Annotated in this window: 14 protein-coding genes; 8 read left to right on the top strand and 6 right to left on the bottom strand. The window is 57.3% G+C overall.

Annotated elements, in window-relative coordinates:
- The first annotated feature begins 1 nt into the window (after position 1).
- Positions 2–1,135: an ABC transporter permease gene (locus tag H8K03_13035; protein ID UVT18744.1), complete on the top strand. Its 1,134-nt coding sequence runs from the start codon at positions 2–4 to the stop codon at positions 1,133–1,135.
- 55 nt (positions 1,136–1,190) lie between these two features.
- Here the strand turns inward: H8K03_13035 and H8K03_13030 are convergent, their stop codons facing one another.
- Both H8K03_13030 and H8K03_13025 read right to left on the bottom strand, forming a co-directional pair.
- Positions 1,191–2,648, bottom strand: a complete 1,458-nt coding sequence (locus H8K03_13030; protein UVT18743.1) for a catalase — start codon at positions 2,646–2,648, stop codon at positions 1,191–1,193.
- Between the two features lie 140 nt (positions 2,649–2,788).
- Positions 2,789–3,031 carry a hypothetical protein gene (locus tag H8K03_13025; GenBank protein ID UVT18742.1) on the bottom strand — a complete coding sequence of 81 codons (243 nt, stop codon included), beginning with the start codon at positions 3,029–3,031 and terminating at the stop codon, positions 2,789–2,791.
- 390 nt (positions 3,032–3,421) lie between these two features.
- Between H8K03_13025 and H8K03_13020 the strand changes: the two genes are divergently transcribed.
- Both H8K03_13020 and H8K03_13015 read left to right on the top strand, forming a co-directional pair.
- Positions 3,422–3,739: a hypothetical protein gene (locus H8K03_13020; GenBank protein UVT18741.1), complete on the top strand. Its 318-nt coding sequence runs from the start codon at positions 3,422–3,424 to the stop codon at positions 3,737–3,739.
- A 193-nt stretch (positions 3,740–3,932) separates the two neighbouring features.
- A complete protein-coding gene (locus H8K03_13015; protein UVT18740.1) occupies positions 3,933–4,244 on the top strand; it encodes a hypothetical protein in 312 nt (103 codons plus the stop codon).
- Between the two features lie 233 nt (positions 4,245–4,477).
- Here the strand turns inward: H8K03_13015 and H8K03_13010 are convergent, their stop codons facing one another.
- The 3 genes from H8K03_13010 to H8K03_13000 all read right to left on the bottom strand — a co-directional run bounded on the left by H8K03_13010 (position 4,478) and on the right by H8K03_13000 (position 6,325).
- A complete protein-coding gene (locus H8K03_13010) occupies positions 4,478–5,212 on the bottom strand; it encodes a L,D-transpeptidase (protein ID UVT22474.1) in 735 nt (244 codons plus the stop codon).
- Between the two features lie 227 nt (positions 5,213–5,439).
- Positions 5,440–5,874 carry a CBS domain-containing protein gene (locus H8K03_13005; protein UVT18739.1) on the bottom strand — a complete coding sequence of 145 codons (435 nt, stop codon included), beginning with the start codon at positions 5,872–5,874 and terminating at the stop codon, positions 5,440–5,442.
- Between the two features lie 10 nt (positions 5,875–5,884).
- Positions 5,885–6,325: a CBS domain-containing protein gene (locus tag H8K03_13000; protein ID UVT18738.1), complete on the bottom strand. Its 441-nt coding sequence runs from the start codon at positions 6,323–6,325 to the stop codon at positions 5,885–5,887.
- A 430-nt stretch (positions 6,326–6,755) separates the two neighbouring features.
- Between H8K03_13000 and H8K03_12995 the strand changes: the two genes are divergently transcribed.
- The 5 genes from H8K03_12995 to mgtA all read left to right on the top strand — a co-directional run bounded on the left by H8K03_12995 (position 6,756) and on the right by mgtA (position 15,651).
- The gene (locus tag H8K03_12995) at positions 6,756–7,661 is read left to right on the top strand and encodes a universal stress protein (GenBank protein UVT18737.1); all 906 of its coding nucleotides are present in this window, start codon (positions 6,756–6,758) and stop codon (positions 7,659–7,661) included.
- Positions 7,618–10,425 (top strand): cation-transporting P-type ATPase, encoded by a 2,808-nt coding sequence (locus H8K03_12990; GenBank protein UVT18736.1) that lies wholly within the window; start codon positions 7,618–7,620, stop codon positions 10,423–10,425. Before H8K03_12995 ends, H8K03_12990 begins: the two co-directional genes overlap by 44 nt.
- 30 nt (positions 10,426–10,455) lie before the next feature.
- Positions 10,456–11,787, top strand: coding sequence for an efflux RND transporter periplasmic adaptor subunit (locus H8K03_12985; protein UVT18735.1), 1,332 nt, complete (start codon positions 10,456–10,458; stop codon positions 11,785–11,787).
- A gap of 71 nt (positions 11,788–11,858) precedes the next feature.
- Positions 11,859–13,091: an ABC transporter permease gene (locus H8K03_12980; protein UVT18734.1), complete on the top strand. Its 1,233-nt coding sequence runs from the start codon at positions 11,859–11,861 to the stop codon at positions 13,089–13,091.
- A complete protein-coding gene (mgtA, locus tag H8K03_12975) occupies positions 13,084–15,651 on the top strand; it encodes a magnesium-translocating P-type ATPase (protein UVT18733.1) in 2,568 nt (855 codons plus the stop codon). Before H8K03_12980 ends, mgtA begins: the two co-directional genes overlap by 8 nt.
- Here the strand turns inward: mgtA and H8K03_12970 are convergent.
- Positions 15,641–17,809, bottom strand: coding sequence for an amylo-alpha-1,6-glucosidase (locus H8K03_12970; protein ID UVT18732.1), 2,169 nt, complete (start codon positions 17,807–17,809; stop codon positions 15,641–15,643). The two genes, mgtA and H8K03_12970, sit on opposite strands and share 11 nt — an antisense overlap.
- Positions 17,810–17,822: the final 13 nt, after the last annotated feature.

Below are 17,822 nucleotides of genomic sequence, written 5' to 3'. Positions count from 1 at the left end.
CATGTTGGGACGCCTTCGTGGCATGTTGATCAAAGAGTTCATCCAAGTCTTTCGGGACAAACGCACCCGCACGCTTTTGTTCGCGCCTCCCATTATTCAGATGCTCATCTTCGGCTACGCCGCAACCTTGGACGTCCACCACATTCCCACCGCGGTGTTGGATTACGATCATAGCCAAGTGAGCCGCGATCTCGTGTCCCGTTTTACCGCAAGTCCCTACTTCGATGTTCGGGCATACCTGAACGATCGTCAGCAGATTCGAGATTGGATCGATCGCGGAGAGGTCACGGTGGCCCTCCAGATCAACGCAGGCTTTGCTCAAGACCTCGGGAAAGGGCAGACGGCGCGGCTTCAAGTGATCGTGGACAGCAGTAATTCGAATACGGCTCTCATTGCCGTCGGCTATATCAACCAAATCGCGGCCCGATTCGCTCAAGAGTTTCAACAGGCACATCTTCTCCGCACATCGCCCTATGCTTCATCGCAAATTCCTTCGATCGTTCTCGAGCGGCGTCCGTTGTACAACGTGAATTTCGACAGTCAGTGGTTTTTCGTGCCCGGTGTGATCGGCAATTTGATTTTGGTCATGGTCGTGAGCCTGACAGCGTTTGCCGTGGTCCGCGAGCGGGAAATCGGCACGCTCGAACAGATTATGGTCACACCCATCGGCCGCATGGAGTTCATTCTCGGCAAGACCGTCCCCTTCTTTCTGATCGGACTGCTCGACACCACTCTGATCTCGCTGGTGGGTACCCTCTGGTTCGGTGTGCCATTCCGTGGAAGCATTGGCGTCCTCGCGATCGGCGCCGTATTGTTCATCCTATGCATGTTGGGGATCGGACTCTTCATCTCCACTATTTCTAAGACCCAGCAGCAAGCGATGGTATCGGGATTTTTCTTCAACATGCCGGCCATTATGTTCTCCGGCTTCGGCACACCCATTAGCAGTATGCCGGATTGGATGCAAACACTCACCTATCTGAATCCGTTGCGCTATTTTCTGGAAGTGCTGCGGGGCATCTATCTAAAAGGCGTGGGCTTGGACGTGCTCTGGCCGCAGATGGTCGCCATGAGCCTCCTAGGCACGGCCATGTTGGCGATTAGCGTGACCCGCTTCCAGAAGTCCCTGGATTGACAGCGGCGGGGGGACAATTCGATCCCCCGCCTCCCGGTTCTACGCGGCAATTGTCCTAAGCGGACACTTCCGTCAACGCAATACCCAAGGCATCGGCAATGCCTTTGCCATACGCCGGATCGGCCTTGAGGCAGTGGCGGATATGGCGTATCTGGATGTCTCGAGGCGCCGCACCGATGGAACGAGCCGTGTTTTCAAACAGCAGTTGCTGCTGGGCGGTCGTCATTAACCGGAACAGCGCGCCGGGCTGCGAGAAGTAGTCTGTGTCTTCTCGGTGGTTCCAATGGTCTGCGCTGCCCTCCAAGCCGAGCGCTGGCTCGCGGAAATCCGGTTGCTCTTTCCATTCACCGGAGCTGTTCGGCTCATAACCGAGGGTGCCCCCATGATTACCGTCTACACGCATCGCGCCGTCTCGGTGGTAGCTGTGAGCCGGACACCGTGGAGCGTTCACCGGGATCAAATGGTGATTCACACCGAGTCGGTAGCGCTGCGCGTCGCCATAGCTGAAGAGACGACCCTGCAACATCTTGTCGGGTGAGAAGCCGATGCCCGGCACGACATTCGCCGGGTTGAACGCGGACTGTTCGACCTCGGCGAAGAAGTTTTCGGGGTTGCGGTTGAGTTCCATCACGCCGACCTCAATGAGGGGATAATCCCTGTGCGGCCACACTTTGGTCAGATCGAAGGGATGATAGGGCACCTTTGAAGCGTCGGCTTCCGGCATGATCTGCACCTGGAGCGTCCACTTGGGATAGTCGCCTTTCTCAATACTCTCGTAGAGGTCACGTTGGTGGCTTTCGCGGTCCTTGCCGATCAACGTCGCGGCCTCAGTATCGGTCAAGTTTTTGATGCCCTGTTGGCACTTGAAGTGGAACTTGACCCAGTGGCGTTCGCGCTTGGCGTTGATGAAACTGAAGGTATGGCTCCCGAAGCCGTGCATATGACGGTAAGTCGCCGGGATGCCGCGATCGCTCATGACGATCGTAATCTGATGCAGGGCTTCAGGCAGCGAGGTCCAGAAATCCCAGTTGTTCTTCGCGCTACGGAGGTTGGTGCGCGGGTCTCGCTTGACCGCGTGATTGAGGTCGGGAAATTTGAGAGGATCGCGCAGGAAGAACACGGGCGTGTTGTTGCCGACCAGATCCCAGTTGCCTTCCTCGGTGTAGAATTTTAGGGCAAAGCCTCGGATATCGCGCTCGGCGTCGGCGGCGCCGCGCTCACCCGCGACCGTGGTGAAGCGGGCGAACAGCTCGGTCTTCTTTCCGACCTGACTAAAGATCTTCGCACGTGTGTACTGGGTGATGTCCTGTGTCACCGTAAACGTGCCATAGGCGCCGGAGCCCTTCGCATGCATGCGGCGCTCGGGGATCACTTCACGATCGAAATGCGCGAGTTTTTCCAGGAACCACACATCCTGCAATAGTTGTGGGCCGCGTGGCCCGGCGGTCACCACATTCTGGTTGTCGGTGACCGGACATCCGGCGGCAGTAGTCAGTTTCTTCTCATCGTTCATAGCGTCTCCTCTTGTTTTAGATATAGATCTGTTCGCATGAGGTTCCTTCTTCTCTCCGCTTTGCAGTAACGCTCCGCCTCGATTTCGAAGTGACCGAGGAAGGACGGAGTCCATCCTCGGTCAGTCGTCTCGACAAAGCATCAGTGGCTCATCGGTCGGCTGTAGGGGTAGGCAACACCTTGAGATCCGATCCTCTCGATCACGTCCACCCTCGTCCACTCCACTCCGGCCTTGACGCTGTCTTCCTGCGCGACCGTCGCATGAAGTGCATCGATGACATCCACCCGATACGCATCGGAGGCGAAACTGTCGGACACGGTTATGACACCGGTTGCGATCATCATCGACATAAGTCCCACTGTCAATATGCTCTTGATGCTCATGATATCCTCCTTGTGGTTGCTTCTCTGTCGCGGATCATTCCGCTTGCTTGAGTGCAAGATAACTTCCGCAAAGGAATCAGTCCAATTGATAGTGCATGACGATACGATAAGTTGTTTTTATCGTTGTGCGTGAAGCAGACTGGATATGAGGATCTCCTCGTATGCCGTATTGGTGCTCACGGCCTGATTCTTGGAGCGCGCGAAAGCAGTTTCGCTCGGCGCTGCGATTTCTTATTCGGACATTGCTCCTACCAAAGCCGAAGGGGCATGCGCCTCGGAAGGTACAGCGCTTCGCGCACGTTTAGGTCGGGCTGCGGCTAGGGTGATTCCCAGCATGGAACTATCCTCCACCCAACTAGAATCAGTGAAGAACATTGGAGGAGGTGCATTATGGGCATCACGCTGTTACACATTGCGATCGTGGCGACGGTGGCGTTCTCTGCCGGGGCACTCGGGTGCAGCCAGACGGCGTCCGAGCGGCGCGCAGCGTCACCGACATTGGGAGAACGAATCAAACAGGATTCGGTCACCGGCAGAGTCCATGACATCGGGGCGAAGTATGTGTCCATCAAGGACAGCGGCGGCGAAACCACACGTGTCCGCGTAGACGATCAAACCAAGATGGACCGCGTGGCGATCGGAGACCAGGTTAAAGTTTATGTTTCCGAGGATGGATATGCCTCGACGATTCAGCGAGTCTCCGAGTAGGCTTTGTAACGCTCAATATAATGCCGGCGGTAATCGGTTCGCGATTCAGGGAATTTAACCCATAGTCTCTGCGGTCATACCCCGTCTGGATATGTTCGGAGCACAACCTCGCGTTTCTTTATGGATTGCAAAGGCTGTGGGAGCCTGAAGTAGCGATTGCCCCGACAACAGAACAACGTCCAAGCGGATCATCATGAAGATGCTTCTCATCGTCTGTGGAAAGAAATTGGAAGAAGAGATCGTCACCCCATTTAAGGAACTGGGGCTTAAGGGATTCACAATGATCTCAGGCGTGGGAGGGAGCGGCGTGACCGGCACCGTGCTTAGCTCCGACACCATTCACGGCACCAATACGCTGTTCATGCTCGCGCTCGGCCATGAATCCGCGTTTCTGCCAAAGCTATTGCCAGCTCTCAAGGCGATTCGTGCCCAACATGTCCAAGGGCATCAGGAACGCGAAATCCCGTTGAAAGTCTTTCTTCAACCTTGTGAAATTATCATTTGAAGTTCCCCCTCCCGCTTTGCTCGATCATGACGTCTTAGCTCCACCTCTTCCGTAACGGCCGGCAAATTACCGTTCTTCTATCCGCCCGAGACTGTGATCGACACTCTTCCATAGGGATGACATATGGATGGAAAGAGAAATCCACTTCATACGGTGGCTACGCGTTTCTCATCTACGAGCGGAGTGGAGTAAAAAACAACTTATGTAGTGGGAGGCGAATCGCGTTCTAGACTCTAGTTTATCTTTATCGTATGCGGCGCCTGGCCGATGATGTGGACCCTCGGGCCGCGGGGAAGAGAGGTCACGCGATTGTCGGGTATCTCCTTGTCAAGAACCCACTCGAACAGTCGTTTCGCGTCGTTCAGCTCAGGATCCTCGGGAATGCCGTAATGCGCTTTTTGCATCGGTTCGTCATAGAGGCCGATACAGCCGTGGGATGCGGGATAGCCCGGCAGGTCTCGACCGTGAATCCAGTAAGAGACGCCTTCGCGATTGACAAAAAACCGGAGGGCGTAGTTCATGGGATAGGGTCTGTCGGTGCCCTCGATCGTATAGAGGCAGGATTGATGCGAACGATGAGCCGCCGTCAGGCGAAACTCTCCAACCGGCGTCGGCTTTCGTGCTTCCCCGGAGGCAATCGGGACGGCAAAACGAAGCGCACCATATTCATAGGCGCCGAGAAACTGCTCGGACAGATCGATCAGTATGAACTGTTCCTCCGGTTCCGCAGGCGGATAGAAGAATGGCATCGGCTGAAAGTCCACGAGGTCTTTCATGTTCTTCGGAACTTTGATGGACACCCCCGCATGCACATGGCGCCGGTCGATTCGATTAAAGCGAGCCACGCCGATCCACAGTTCGCCGAACAGCTTTTCCAGCGATTCGCCGGTGCGGAGCTTCCGACATTCCCACTGCACAGTCCTATCGCTGGGATAGTTGATACCGCAGAGGCCAGGCGGTTTTGTCATCGCCTGCGAGCGAGAAATAGTGGGAACGAGAACGAGAATGACAAGCAGGATATCTCTCACCAACCACGGCACCGCAGTGGACATAACGAAAGCGCGTGCGACCAATAACAAGAACTCCCACGGACTGTTCAAAACGTTCCTCCGGCAAGGCCGCAGGGTCTTCCCCGTGGTAGATGCAGGCTCTGGACGACTCGAGCGCGCCGGTGGCGGACTTTTTCAACAATCTGTTACGACCAATATTGCGACGCCTTCATATAGCCGAACAACAAATCTCGTCGGGCAAGAATCCCCACCAGCTTGTTATTCCGCACGACCGGCACGCGAGTCAAATAACGATCCTGGAACAGATCAGCCACTTGGGCGAGTGTTTGATCTTCGGTCACGGTCACGGGCCGAGCCGACATGATTTCAGTGACCAGAATTTTCCGAAGATCACGCCCGTCGATCAAGGTCTGCAACAGATCGTATTCAGTCACGATCCCGACCAACGTGCCGTCTTCCTCCACGACCGGAAGACTTCCGAAATTTCGGTGCGTCATCAGGTAAGCGACGGTCGACGCATCGGTGCGCGTCGTGCATCGGGTGACGGCATCCTGCATCAATTGTTCGACGGTCAAGGTCCTCGGATCACAGCCTTTCATGAAGAATTCGGTTTGTCTCATAGGTTCCTCACTAACCTCGTTTGCCGCCGGTTGCGAGATAGGTTCGCAAGACATCGCGTCTCGCGATAATGCCGATCAATTTATCTTTGGCGTCCACCACGGGGACGCGGACCAGATCGCTTGCGCGCAGCACGTGAACCAACGTTCCAAGCGTCGTTTCAGGCCTGACAGAATAAGGGTTGGCCGTCATGACATCTTTTGCCGCGACGGCACCGAGCTGATACCCGTCGTCGACGGCTGCGAGCAAATCGTGTTCGCTGACAATGCCGGCCAATTTGCGACCATTCTCCACGACAGGGACAGCCCCAAACCCTTCGATCATAAGGGAAGCAATCACGTCGCCCTTTGTCCTCGGATGAACACATTGTACTTCGTTCTCCATCACTTGGCTGACGGTCATGGAATCAAAGCCTTTGACCTTGGCCACTCCGGCCTTCTTGCTCTTTCTCATCTGCCCCTCCTCTCAGCAGTCGCCGGCATGTTTCACGAGCACTAGTCGCCGACAAACTGAACAACGGAACTCGGATCCTCTTTCCAGCGGAAATAGACGACTTTCTGCTTACCGGACTCAACCTTGACTCTTTGAGCTGCTGCACCTGACCTGCTTGATGACCCTATCGATCCGCCAGCTCACCAGGCTCTGAACGTACCTTAGTATCCGAATCCGTTTAGAGTGACGCGATTCACCACAGCCCAGAACCTACTCTGCCGCAAAACGCTACAACTTCTCGCAGCATGACAGCACCGATTTCATTTATAACTCCTCGGAAGATGAACGACTCTTCTTCCGCCTCTCCGTATTCCACAGGCACATCCAATGCAGGTCTAATACCCGAAACGATTTTTCTCCACGATGGCCATCATCGAGAAAAGGAACCCACATGCGGATCTTATGTGCGGTCGATGGGTCTGAGCACTCACAATGGGGGATCCAAGCGCTCGAGGCCTTTGCCAGCTGTGCGCCTGAACAGGTCACGTTACTTCATGTCGTCGACAAACCCGCACTTCACGCGCTCACCGGCCGGAATGCTCTCGGCGAGCGCCGTGCACTGGCCGCCATGGAAAAGGCCGGTGGCATGCTTCTTCGGCAAGCAGAACAATCAGCCCGGTTGGCTCTTGGCCAGGCCAAAACGGCCTCCCGCACCGAACTCCAGACCCTCTTGGCCCATGGCCCTCTCGCAACCACGATCGTCAGACAAGCGCGACGCTTGAAGGTGGGTCTGATCATCATGGGATCGCGCGGCCTGAGCGACATTCAAGGATTCTTGCTGGGGAGCGTCTCCCGGCAAGTGGCATCGGCTGCTGCTTGTTCAGTTCTCGTCGTGAAACAGCCTCTATCCACACTGCTCCGTGTTGCCCTCGCGGTCGATGACTCCAAACCCTCGCGGGCAGCGGCCAAGTTTCTTCGGTCCCGCATTCTTCCCCAATCCGCCATCGTCACGATCCTGACGTCAGTTGAAAGTCCCGTCACGGACTTCGCAGCAGAGTACTTATCCGAGTCGCAATTGGCCGAGTTGACCAAACCGGTCATGGACCGGGCAACCGCTTTCGTCAACAGCATGCGGGACGACTTCATCAAAGACGGCTTTGGGGTGGAAACGCAGGTCCGGATGAACCACGTCATCGAGACCATCGTCACACACGTCCAAGCCAAGCGTGATGAAATACTGGTGATCGGGGCTCGCAACTTGACCAGGAGTGAACGGCTGCATCTCGGCAGCGTGTCCGAAAGCCTGCTCAGACATGCCCCCTGTTCGGTCCTCATCGTACGAGGTGTGGGTGCCTGACGTAAGCCACCACGACATTCACCGGCTTCCGATCGATGAGGTGCTGAAGAGGCTGGAGGTCGGCAGAGGCGGGCTATCCTCCGCTGAAGCTCAACGGCGTCTCGCTCACTACGGACCGAATGTTCTTGTCGAGCCCGGACACTATTCATTGATTCGGGGATTCCTCCACCAGTTCACCCACTTCCTGGCCATTTTACTCTGGATCGCCGCTGCCCTCGCGTTCACGGCAGAATTCATGAAGCCCGGCGAAGGGATGGCCACGCTCGGCTGGGCGATCCTCGGTGTGATCGTCATCAACGCCATCTTTGCCTTCTTTCAGGAATACAAAGCGGAACGTGCGGTACATGCCCTCCATCGCCTCCTCCCTGCCAGAGCGTGGGTGCTGCGAAGCAACCAACCAAATGACGTGTCACGGGGCGAGATCGTACCGGGTGACGTGCTTCTGATTGAGGAGGGAGAACAAATCCCTGCCGACGCCCGGCTCATCGAAGCGATCGACATGCGGGTCGACGTTTCCTCTCTCACGGGTGAATCCCGACCGAAACGGCGAACAGCGGAGCCGATGGCCGATGGACATCTCCTGGACATTCCCAATCTCGTCTTCGCCGGTACTCCTGTGCTCTCCGGAAGAGGTCGGGCGGTGGTGTTCGCCACGGGCATGCAGACGGAATTCGGCAAGATCGCCCGCCTCTCCACGGGAGTGGAGACAGGCCTCAGCCCTCTGCAAAATGAAATCGTGAAGGTCACCCACGTGGTCGCGCTGCTGTCGCTCGCGATGGGTGGAACCTTTTTCGCCATCGGCATCTCCATGGGCTTGGGTTTCTGGATCAGCGCAATCTTTGGGATCGGCATCATTGTGGCAAACGTGCCGGAAGGACTGCTCCCCACGGTGACGCTGGCCTTGGCCCTGGGCAGCCAACGCATGGCCAAACGCCACGCCCTCGTTAAGCAGCTGACATCCGTGGAAACCTTGGGCTGCACTACCGTTATCTGTACGGATAAGACGGGAACGTTGACTGAGAACCGGATGCGCGTGGCTCGTTTCTATATGGACCATCTCGAAATCGAGGTGCAGGAAAGCTGTTTGGTGATTGCCGGACGCGTGACCAGTGCAATTGAGGCCGAGGAGTATGCGCCGCTTTTCGACGCGATCATCCACTGCCACAATGCCAAGCGCGTGCGGATAACCGGCGGCCGTCCCCTCGTTACAGGGGATCCGACGGAAGTGGCCCTGGTCGAATTTGCACTGGGTCACGGACTTCTCCACCATGACCCGTTGCCCCGGATGGGCGAGCTCCCGTTTGACGCGGACCGCAAGCGCATGACCACCCTCCATTGGCGTGAGGGCCAACTCGTGGCTTTCGTGAAGGGAGCACCGGAATCGCTGATGCCCCTTTGCCATCAGATACGCCACCAGGGTGTTCGCTCGCCGATGAGTCAAGAAGACCGCCAGCGAATTATGGCGCAAAGCCGTACTTTTGCACACCAAGCCTATCGAGTCCTCGCTGTGGCCATGCGTGACATTGAGCAGGGTATCGAGAAGCTGGACATCGAGCAGGTGGAACAGAACCTGACCTTCCTCGGGCTGGTAGCCATGATAGACCCTCCGCGCCACGAGGTAGCGGGAGCCATCGCGCGCTGCCGCCAAGCCGGCGTCCGCGCCATCATGATCACCGGCGACCATCCGCTCACGGCCTTGGCCATCGCTCGCCAGATCGGGCTGGCGCCGAAAGAGACCCCCAACGAGCTGGACGGATACTGTCCCGTCATCGAAGGGCACCAAGTCGAAACAATGAGCGACGAAGCGCTACGTCGGCTTCTCACACCCACCAATCCCGGTGAGCCAGAGCCGGTCTTTGCGCGCATGGCACCCCGGCACAAGATGCGGATCGTATCCACACTCAAAGAGATGGGCGAAGTGGTCGCAGTCACCGGCGACGGTGTCAACGACGCGCCGGCCATCAAGAAAGCCGATATCGGTATTGCGATGGGCATCGCCGGAAGCGACGTGGCGAAAGAAACGGCGGACATGATATTACTCGACGACAACTTTGCAACCATTGTCAACGCCATTGAAGAAGGGCGCGCCGTCTACGCCAACATCCGCAAATTTTCCACGTACGTGCTGGCGAGCAACGTGCCTGAAGTCGTCCCTTATCTGGCGTTCGGCTTGTTCGGGATTCCACTCGCCCTCACGGTCCCGCAAATCCTCGCAGTGGATCTAGGGACCGACATGGTTCCAGCCTTGGCCCTGGGTGCCGAACATCCCGACGCCGACATGATGGTAAGACCGCCGCGCCCGCGCACGGAACGGTTGATGAATCTTCCGCTCCTCCTGCGCGCCTATGTCTTTTTGGGCCTGATCGAAGCAGGGATCGCCATGGGTTCATTCTTCTTATTGCTCCTGACACAGGGATGGACCTGGGGCATGCCGCTCGATTGGTCCGATCCGCTCTACAAACAGGCAACCGCCACCACCTTCGCCGCCATCGTCGTCGCCCAGGTGGCAAACGTGTTCGCCTGCCGCTCAGAACGAGTGTCGCTCGCTCGACTCGGCTGGTTCACCAATCCATTGCTCCTCTGGGGAATCGCGATCGAACTCGTCGTCCTGGTATTCATCGTCTATAGCCCCTGGGGCAACGCGATCTTCGGAACCAGCCCCGTGCCTGTCTGGATCTTCGGGCCACTCGCACTCGGGGCTCTCGTACTCCTGCTCGCTGAAGAGGGCCGAAAAATCATTGTGAGCCGGCACCATCGCGAATGAGAACCGGAATGACCCAGGCACGAGCCCATCATGACCGCTGATCCCCAAGAACCCACTCGCCAGGTTCCTGTCAATGAAGTCGTTTCTCCCCACACCTCTCCTCCATCAACACATCGGCGTTCCGAGGCATTGCCTGAGCAGAGACTACCGGCCGCAATTACTCCGTTCTCCGCGCGGTCGAAGCGATCTCGTCTGCCCTGGCTGATCGGCATCATGTTGATCATGCTCATTGGCGGAGGGGGAATGTGGTTCTGGTGGACATGGGGAACTCCTCCGATCCAGTACAAGACAGCCTTGGTCGATCGAGGACCGATTACTGCGATTGTGACCGCGACCGGTACGATCAACCCGGTCGTTTCCGTGCAGGTCGGTAGTCAAGTTTCCGGCAAAGTGTCGCAACTTTTGGCTGATTTCAACTCTCAGGTCTCGAAAGGACAGATCCTGGCGCAGATCGATCAGAAGCCGTTCAAGGCCCGCCTGAGTCAAGCGCGCGCCGCGGTGAAAAGCGCTAGGGGCAACCTCGCCAAAGCCAACGTGGCGGCGACACAGCGCAAGCGGGAATTCGATCGCATGGCAGCGCTGCGTCCGCAGGCGTTCGTCTCCCAAGCGGACGTGGATCTCGCTGAAACCAACTACCGGGACGCGGCGGCCAACGTCGACGTCTTGCAGGCCCAGCTCGATCAGGTTCAGGCGGCATTAGCCTCGGCGGAGCTGGACCTCGGCTATACCACCATCTATTCGCCGGTGAACGGCATTGTGGTGTCGCGCAACGTGGACGTGGGCCAAACCTTAGCTGCCGCGTTTCAGACACCGATCCTCTTCGTGATCGCCCAAGACCTGACCCAGATGCAGGTGAATGCGAGCGTCAGTGAATCGGACATCGGTGGCGTGACTGAAGGCAAGCCGGCCAACTTCCGAGTGGACGCATATCCCAAACGGTTTTTCGATGGAATCGTCACGCAAGTGAGAAATGCGCCCATCAGCGTTCAAAACGTGGTCACATACGATGTCGTGATCACGGTGGCCAATCCCGAGCTGAAACTCAAGCCCGGCATGACGGCAAACGTCACGATCGTGACAGCCCAGAAAGAGAACCCCCTCCGTGTTCCGACAAGTGCGCTACGGTTCAGGATGCCGAACGTCCCGATCGACAAGAAGGCCACCCGGGTGTGGGCGCTCGACGGGGATAACCAGCCTCGCCAGGTGGACGTCACAACCGGCATTGCCGACTCACTCTCCACTGAGATTACGGACGGTGTGCTGCACCAAGGAGACCGCGTGATCGTGGGCATTGAGACAGAAGAAGAGCAGGCCCAGAGAAAATTACCGCCGGGCTTCGAGCCGGGTCGGGGGATGAGATGACGAACCGATGAGGCCGTCTGCGATCAAATGCATGGTCGGAGCTAAAGGCTGACTGCTGAAAGCTATACCCTATGTCCTTTCTCTGGCTCACCCTCATTTCCGCCCTTCGCATTCTCCGCCGCAATCCCTTGCGAGCAGGCCTGACGATGCTCGGCATCATCATCGGTATCGGCGCCGTCGTTGCCATGGTCAGCCTGGGACAGGGCGCCACGGCCTCCGTGCAGGCTGAAATCTCGAGCCTGGGCACTAATGTGCTGATTATTGTCCCGGGAGCAACCACTGTCGGCGGCGTCCGTGGGGGGCTCGGCTCCATTTCGACGCTGACGGTCGACGATGCGGAGGACATAGAGAAAAAAGTCGTCGGTGTCACGACGGTTATGTACGGCACGCGATCAGTTCTTCAAGTCATCCGGGAGAATAAGAACTGGAGCACGATCGTCTTCGGGACCACGCCGGTCTTTCCCGATATTCGGAATTGGCCCATCGCCCAAGGACAGTTTTTCACCCAGTCGGACCTCGATTCAGCCGGCAAAGTTGCCGTCTTGGGAAAAACCGTCGTGCAGAATCTGTTCGAACCTGGAGAAGAAGTCGTCGGGAGTGAGATTCGTATCAGAAATGTTCCCCTCAGAATCATCGGGGTCCTGGAGCCGAAAGGCCAATCCATCACGGGCCAGGACCAAGATGATTTCGTCGTGCTCCCGTTCTCTACGGCTGAACGCAAGGTCTTGGGGACGAAGTTTCTAGGAACCGTCGGGATCATCCTCGTGGCGATTCACACCAGACACGAAATCCCTGCTGTTGTGGATGACCTCAAGGATTTGTTGCGCGTGAAGCATCGACTGCACCAATCAGAAGAAGACGACTTTACGATTCGCACCATGGAGGATATCGCGAAGACCATCGCCGGCGCGAGTCGGACCATGATGCTCATGTTGATGAGCATTGCCTCGATTTCGCTGATCGTCGGCGGGATCGGCATCATGAATATCCTGCTCGTCTCAGTGACGGAACGGACGAGGGAGATCGGATTGCGAATGGCTGTCGGCGCAAAACGGGCCCATATTCTATTACAGTTTCTCATTGAAGCGATCATCATGACCGCGATCGGGGGAATGCTCGGGGTAGGAATGGGAATCGGGATCGCCCGCCTGCTCACGGTCATCATCGGCTGGCCAACCATCATCAACACAGAAGCGATAGTAGTCTCATTTCTGTTCTCACTGGTTGTCGGCCTGTTCTTCGGCCTCTATCCAGCGAACAAAGCCTCGAGAATGAACCCGATCGAAGCGCTGCACTATGAATAATCGAGAACCGGCCTTCTGGAGTATGCCTGCGGATGAACTCCTCGCCCGACTTCAATCGAGGCTTGAGGGCCTTCGTACAGAGGAGGCACAAGAACGCCAAACACGGTACGCCTCTGGCCGGCTCAAGCCACACCAAGACATCCGCCCCTTGTTTGCCCTGCTCTCACAATTTCGCAGTCCAATTATCCTGATCCTCTTATTTGCAGCCACCGTGTCGCTAGTGTTGGCGGATCGCACCGATGCGCTCATCATCCTGACCATTATTCTGATCAGCGCACTGCTCGGGTTTTGGCAGGAGCACGGCGCCGCAAAAGCAGTCGCCGCATTGCTCTCGCTCGTTCAGGTCAAGACCGAGGTTAGCCGGGATGGGCAACTCATCGAAGTGCCGATTGAAGAGATCGTCCCCGGCGATATCATCAATCTCTCAGCTGGATCCAGCATTCCCGGGGACGGGCTGGTAATTGAATCGAAGGACCTCTTCGTCGATGAAGCGCTGTTGACCGGCGAGACGTATCCGGCCGAGAAATCTGTATCGGTCGTTGATGCCGCAGCCCCTCTCAGCCGACGGACAAATAGCGTGTTCATGGGCACACACGTGGTCAGCGGACATGCGAAGGCCATCGTCGTGCACGCGGGCAAGGATACGGAATTCGGTCGCATTACTGCTCACGTGATGCTTCGACCCCCGGAGACGGAGTTCGAACGTGGTGTGCGACACTTTGGATATTTGTTGCTCGAAGTGACGCTTCTCCTCGTGTTCGCCATCTTCGCCATCAACGTGTACCTCCACCGGCCGACGCTAGACTCGTTTCTGTTTTCCATGGCTCTCGCGGTGGGCCTCACCCCGCAACTCCTGCCGGCCATCATCAGCGTGAATCTTTCTCATGGAGCGAAACGCATGGCCCAGCGGAAGGTGATCGTCAAACGCCTCGCGTCCATCGAAAACTTCGGGAGCATGAACGTGCTCTGTTCGGACAAGACCGGCACGCTCACCGAAGGCACGATGCGACTACATGCGGCGCTCGATTTGGGAGGTCTCTCCAGCGAGCGCGTCCTCTTCCATGCCTCTCTCAACGCAACCTATGAGACCGGGTTCATCAATCCGCTCGACGAAGCACTTCGGACACAGTGCGTTGCGGACCTATCGGGATACCGGAAACTGGACGAGGTACCGTACGACTTTCTCCGTAAACGACTGTCCATTCTCGTGGCCACACCCACAACCCACCTCCTGATTACCAAAGGCGCGGTGGAGCCGATGCTGACCGTCTGCACCAGGGCAGAATTACCGGACGGAACGACGGTTCCCATGGAGGGACGCAGCGAGAGGATCCGACAGCAGTTTCAGGACCTGAACCGACAAGGTCTTCGAACATTGGGCCTGGCGTATCGAGACATGGGCGAGACGTCTCGTATCGACAAGACGCATGAAGCGGACATGAGGTTCCTTGGGCTCTTGGTCTTCGCTGATCCGGTCAGGGCGGACATGGCGGAAACGATCACAGCCTTACGACAGCTGGGCGTCGCACTGAAAGTCATCACGGGTGATCACCGACTTATCGCGTCTCATGTCAGCCAACAGGTTGGGATGGACCATCAGCGGCTCTTGACCGGACCGGATCTTCGCCTGATGACGGACCAAGCACTGCTCCAGCGGGTCAACGAGATCGATGTATTTGCAGAAGTGGAACCGAATCAGAAAGATCGCATCATTCTCGCACTGAAACGGGCGGGCAACGTGGTGGGCTATATCGGCGACGGCATCAACGACGCGCCGGCTTTGCATGCGGCGGATGTCGGCATCTCCGTCGAGAGCGCCGTCGATGTGGCGAAGGAGGCCGCGGACATTGTCTTGTTGGAAAAAAACCTGGCCGTGTTGGTACAAGGAGTCCGTGAAGGACGGACGACCTTCGCGAACACGCTCAAGTATGTCTTCATGGCGACAAGCGCCAACTTCGGCAATATGTTCAGTATGGCCGGCGCCTCACTGTTCCTGCCGTTTCTCCCCCTGCTGCCGAAACAGATTCTCTTGACCAATTTGCTGACTGACATTCCTGAGATGACTATCGCCACCGATAGCGTCGACCATGAACTGATCGATCAGCCGAAACGCTGGGACATCGGCTTCATTCGAAAATTCATGCTGACGTTCGGGTTCGTCAGCTCAATTTTCGACTATCTGACATTTGGAGCGCTGCTGTTCGTTCTGCACGCGTCCCAGGAGCAATTCAGGACCGGATGGTTCGTGGAGTCGGTCATCTCGGCATCGGCCATCGTGCTGGTGATTCGTACGAGACGACCCTTTCTCACCAGCAGGCCGGGGAAGTATCTCGTGCTGGCCACTCTCGCGGTCGTCGGCACAACGCTGCTCCTTCCCTATGCGCCGATCGCCGCACCACTCGGACTGACGCCGATGCCGCTGTCCTTTCTTCTACTCTTGGCAGCGATCCTCGTCAGCTATATCCTGACCGCTGAGTTGGTGAAGCGGCGCTTTTATTCGGGGTCTGAGATTCGTTCTGAGGCAAGTCACGTACAGGACAACGTCTCGTCTACATGGTGAGGACGACCTCTACCTCGCCGACTCGGCGGGCGACCCTCAATGCCACTTCGTTTTCATGACGATCGAGCACGAGGTCGAGACGCGCGGCTCCGACCGAGAGGTTCCGAATCTCGACTCGCTCAAGGAACGGCGGAAGCGCGGGACGGACGAAACTCACGAGGCGGCGAGGCGCATCGATCCGTAAACCCAGACATGCTTGAAGCAACAGGAAGCCGGAACCAGCCGCCCAGGCCTGTGGGGCGCAGGCCGTCGGATAGAGTGTCGGACTTTCTCCGGGGCGCCGGGAGAATCCGCAAAACAATTCAGGCAGCCGATAGAGCTCAAGAAACAGACTGCTGTCGAAGAGCCCTGCCAAGACTTGCATGGCCCCTTGCTTATAGCCGTAGTTCGCCATACCGGCTGCAACGATGGCGTTGTCGTGAGGCCATACCGATCCGTTATGGTAGGACATGGGGTTATACCGAGCCTCCGAAGTCGCAATCGTCCGGATGCCCCATCCACTGAAAAAGTCCTCGCTCAATAGCGTGCGCGCGGTCCGCAGCCCTCGTTCCTGCCCGGCTATGCCGCCATACAGACAATGCCCCGCGTTCGAGGAGCGCACACGACAGGGACGTCCTTTTCCGTCCAAGGCAAGCGCGTAGGAATTGATCTCCTCACACCAGAACGCTCGCTCGAACCGTTCTCGAAGTGATTCGGCTTCCTTCAGCAGACGATCGGCTTGATCGATATCGCCCAGAAGCCAGGCCAAGTCCGCCGCCGTTCGCTTCGCTTGATACACATAGGCCTGGACTTCGCACAACGCGATCGGCCCGTCCGCAGGCGTTCCGTCCGCGTGAAAGATGGCGTCATGGGAGTCTTTCCATCCTTGGTGCACCAGTCCATCGGCGGACCGCCGCGCATAGGTGGTAAAGCCCATACCGGTCGAGTCGCCGTGGCGATCGATCCACTGGAGCGCCCGCTGAATATGCGGCCAGAGCTTCGTGAGGAACCCGCGATCGCCGCTTCGCTCGTAGTACGCGCCCGCCAGGACAATGAACAACGGCGTGGCATCGACGCTGCCGTAGTATCGGCCGAAGGGAATTTCTCCCAGCGCCGCCATCTCTCCTCGACGCGTCTCATGCAATATTTTCCCGACCTCGGCATCCTGTTCCGGCCGAACCTCCGTGGCCTGTGTCTCCGCCAGAAACCCCAGCACCCCTCGCGCGACGGCCGGATTCACCCAGAGCATCTGCAACGCCGTGATAATACCGTCCCGGCCGAACGGGACGCTGAACCAAGGCACTCCGGCATAGGGATAGAGCCCCTGTGGCGTCTTCGAGATCAACATATGAAGATCGGCAAGCGACCGGTTCAACCAGTGATTGAATTGCTCGTTCGCCGTATAAACATGAGCATCGCAGGCCTTCGCATCCTGCAGAGCATGCTCTGTGTCATTGCATGCTCTGTTGTAGGAAAGAGAAACCCGGCTCCGGCGTTGCTTGATTTCGCAGGAAATGGCGATGTCCCATGTCATGCCGGCGTGCGGAGGAACGCGCGACTCAATACTGAATCCATCGGATGTCACCCGTTTCGGCGCGGGAGAACACCGGACATGGGTTCGACGGATGACCGCATCGAGTCCTTTGTACCCAAATACCAGTCCGGTCTTCGATCGAACGGTGTTGAGCTTCTCTCCGCGACGGAGCCGCTGCCGGCCTCTCGCCTCGAAGAGATCGGCGAAATCCGCATCCATGGTGATCGTGAGTAAAAGGGGAATTCTTGTGACCCCGTAGTTATGAACATGGATGCGCTCATGACAGGTCCCTTGCCAGAGAAACCGGGTGCGGCACAGATGGAGCGTGCCGCGCGGCAGAGGCTTCTGCCCCTCTATCATGAGATCCGGATTGGTGAGATCGACCCGAAAGAGTGCATTGTCCTCCTTCACGGTCGCGCTGAGCAGCATCGGGCGCTGCGTCCCCATCGAGAGCTCAAATCGGGATAGGAAGCGTGTCCCTTCATGATAGAGTCCCTGCGGACCGGGGAGCACTTGGTGAATATCGCCGTAGCGATCAAACACCGCGAAGGTCTCGCCCTGTTTCAAGACTTCCGTGCGGCCCTCCGCAAACGAGGATGAAGCGAGGATGTAATATTGATCGTTCCATCGAATAACATCGTTCATGAATGGTTCCCTT

Source organism: Nitrospira sp. (assembly GCA_024760545.1).
Lineage (GTDB): Bacteria > Nitrospirota > Nitrospiria > Nitrospirales > Nitrospiraceae > Nitrospira_D.
This window is presented reverse-complemented; position numbering and strand designations above follow the sequence as displayed.

Bases quoted from the DNA above. Each gene is read 5' to 3' on its own strand.
- H8K03_13035 (UVT18744.1), top strand. From the start codon at position 2: ATGTTGGGACGCCTTCGTGGCATGTTGATCAAAGAGTTCATCCAAGTC.
- H8K03_13030 (UVT18743.1), bottom strand. From the start codon at position 2,648: ATGAACGATGAGAAGAAACTGACTACTGCCGCCGGATGTCCGGTCACC.
- H8K03_13025 (UVT18742.1), bottom strand. From the start codon at position 3,031: ATGAGCATCAAGAGCATATTGACAGTGGGACTTATGTCGATGATGATC.
- H8K03_13020 (UVT18741.1), top strand. From the start codon at position 3,422: ATGGGCATCACGCTGTTACACATTGCGATCGTGGCGACGGTGGCGTTC.
- H8K03_13015 (UVT18740.1), top strand. From the start codon at position 3,933: ATGAAGATGCTTCTCATCGTCTGTGGAAAGAAATTGGAAGAAGAGATC.
- H8K03_13010 (UVT22474.1), bottom strand. From the start codon at position 5,212: ATGACAAAACCGCCTGGCCTCTGCGGTATCAACTATCCCAGCGATAGG.
- H8K03_13005 (UVT18739.1), bottom strand. From the start codon at position 5,874: ATGAGACAAACCGAATTCTTCATGAAAGGCTGTGATCCGAGGACCTTG.
- H8K03_13000 (UVT18738.1), bottom strand. From the start codon at position 6,325: ATGAGAAAGAGCAAGAAGGCCGGAGTGGCCAAGGTCAAAGGCTTTGAT.
- H8K03_12995 (UVT18737.1), top strand. From the start codon at position 6,756: ATGCGGATCTTATGTGCGGTCGATGGGTCTGAGCACTCACAATGGGGG.
- H8K03_12990 (UVT18736.1), top strand. From the start codon at position 7,618: ATGCCCCCTGTTCGGTCCTCATCGTACGAGGTGTGGGTGCCTGACGTA.
- H8K03_12985 (UVT18735.1), top strand. From the start codon at position 10,456: ATGACCGCTGATCCCCAAGAACCCACTCGCCAGGTTCCTGTCAATGAA.
- H8K03_12980 (UVT18734.1), top strand. From the start codon at position 11,859: ATGTCCTTTCTCTGGCTCACCCTCATTTCCGCCCTTCGCATTCTCCGC.
- mgtA (UVT18733.1), top strand. From the start codon at position 13,084: ATGAATAATCGAGAACCGGCCTTCTGGAGTATGCCTGCGGATGAACTC.
- H8K03_12970 (UVT18732.1), bottom strand. From the start codon at position 17,809: ATGAACGATGTTATTCGATGGAACGATCAATATTACATCCTCGCTTCA.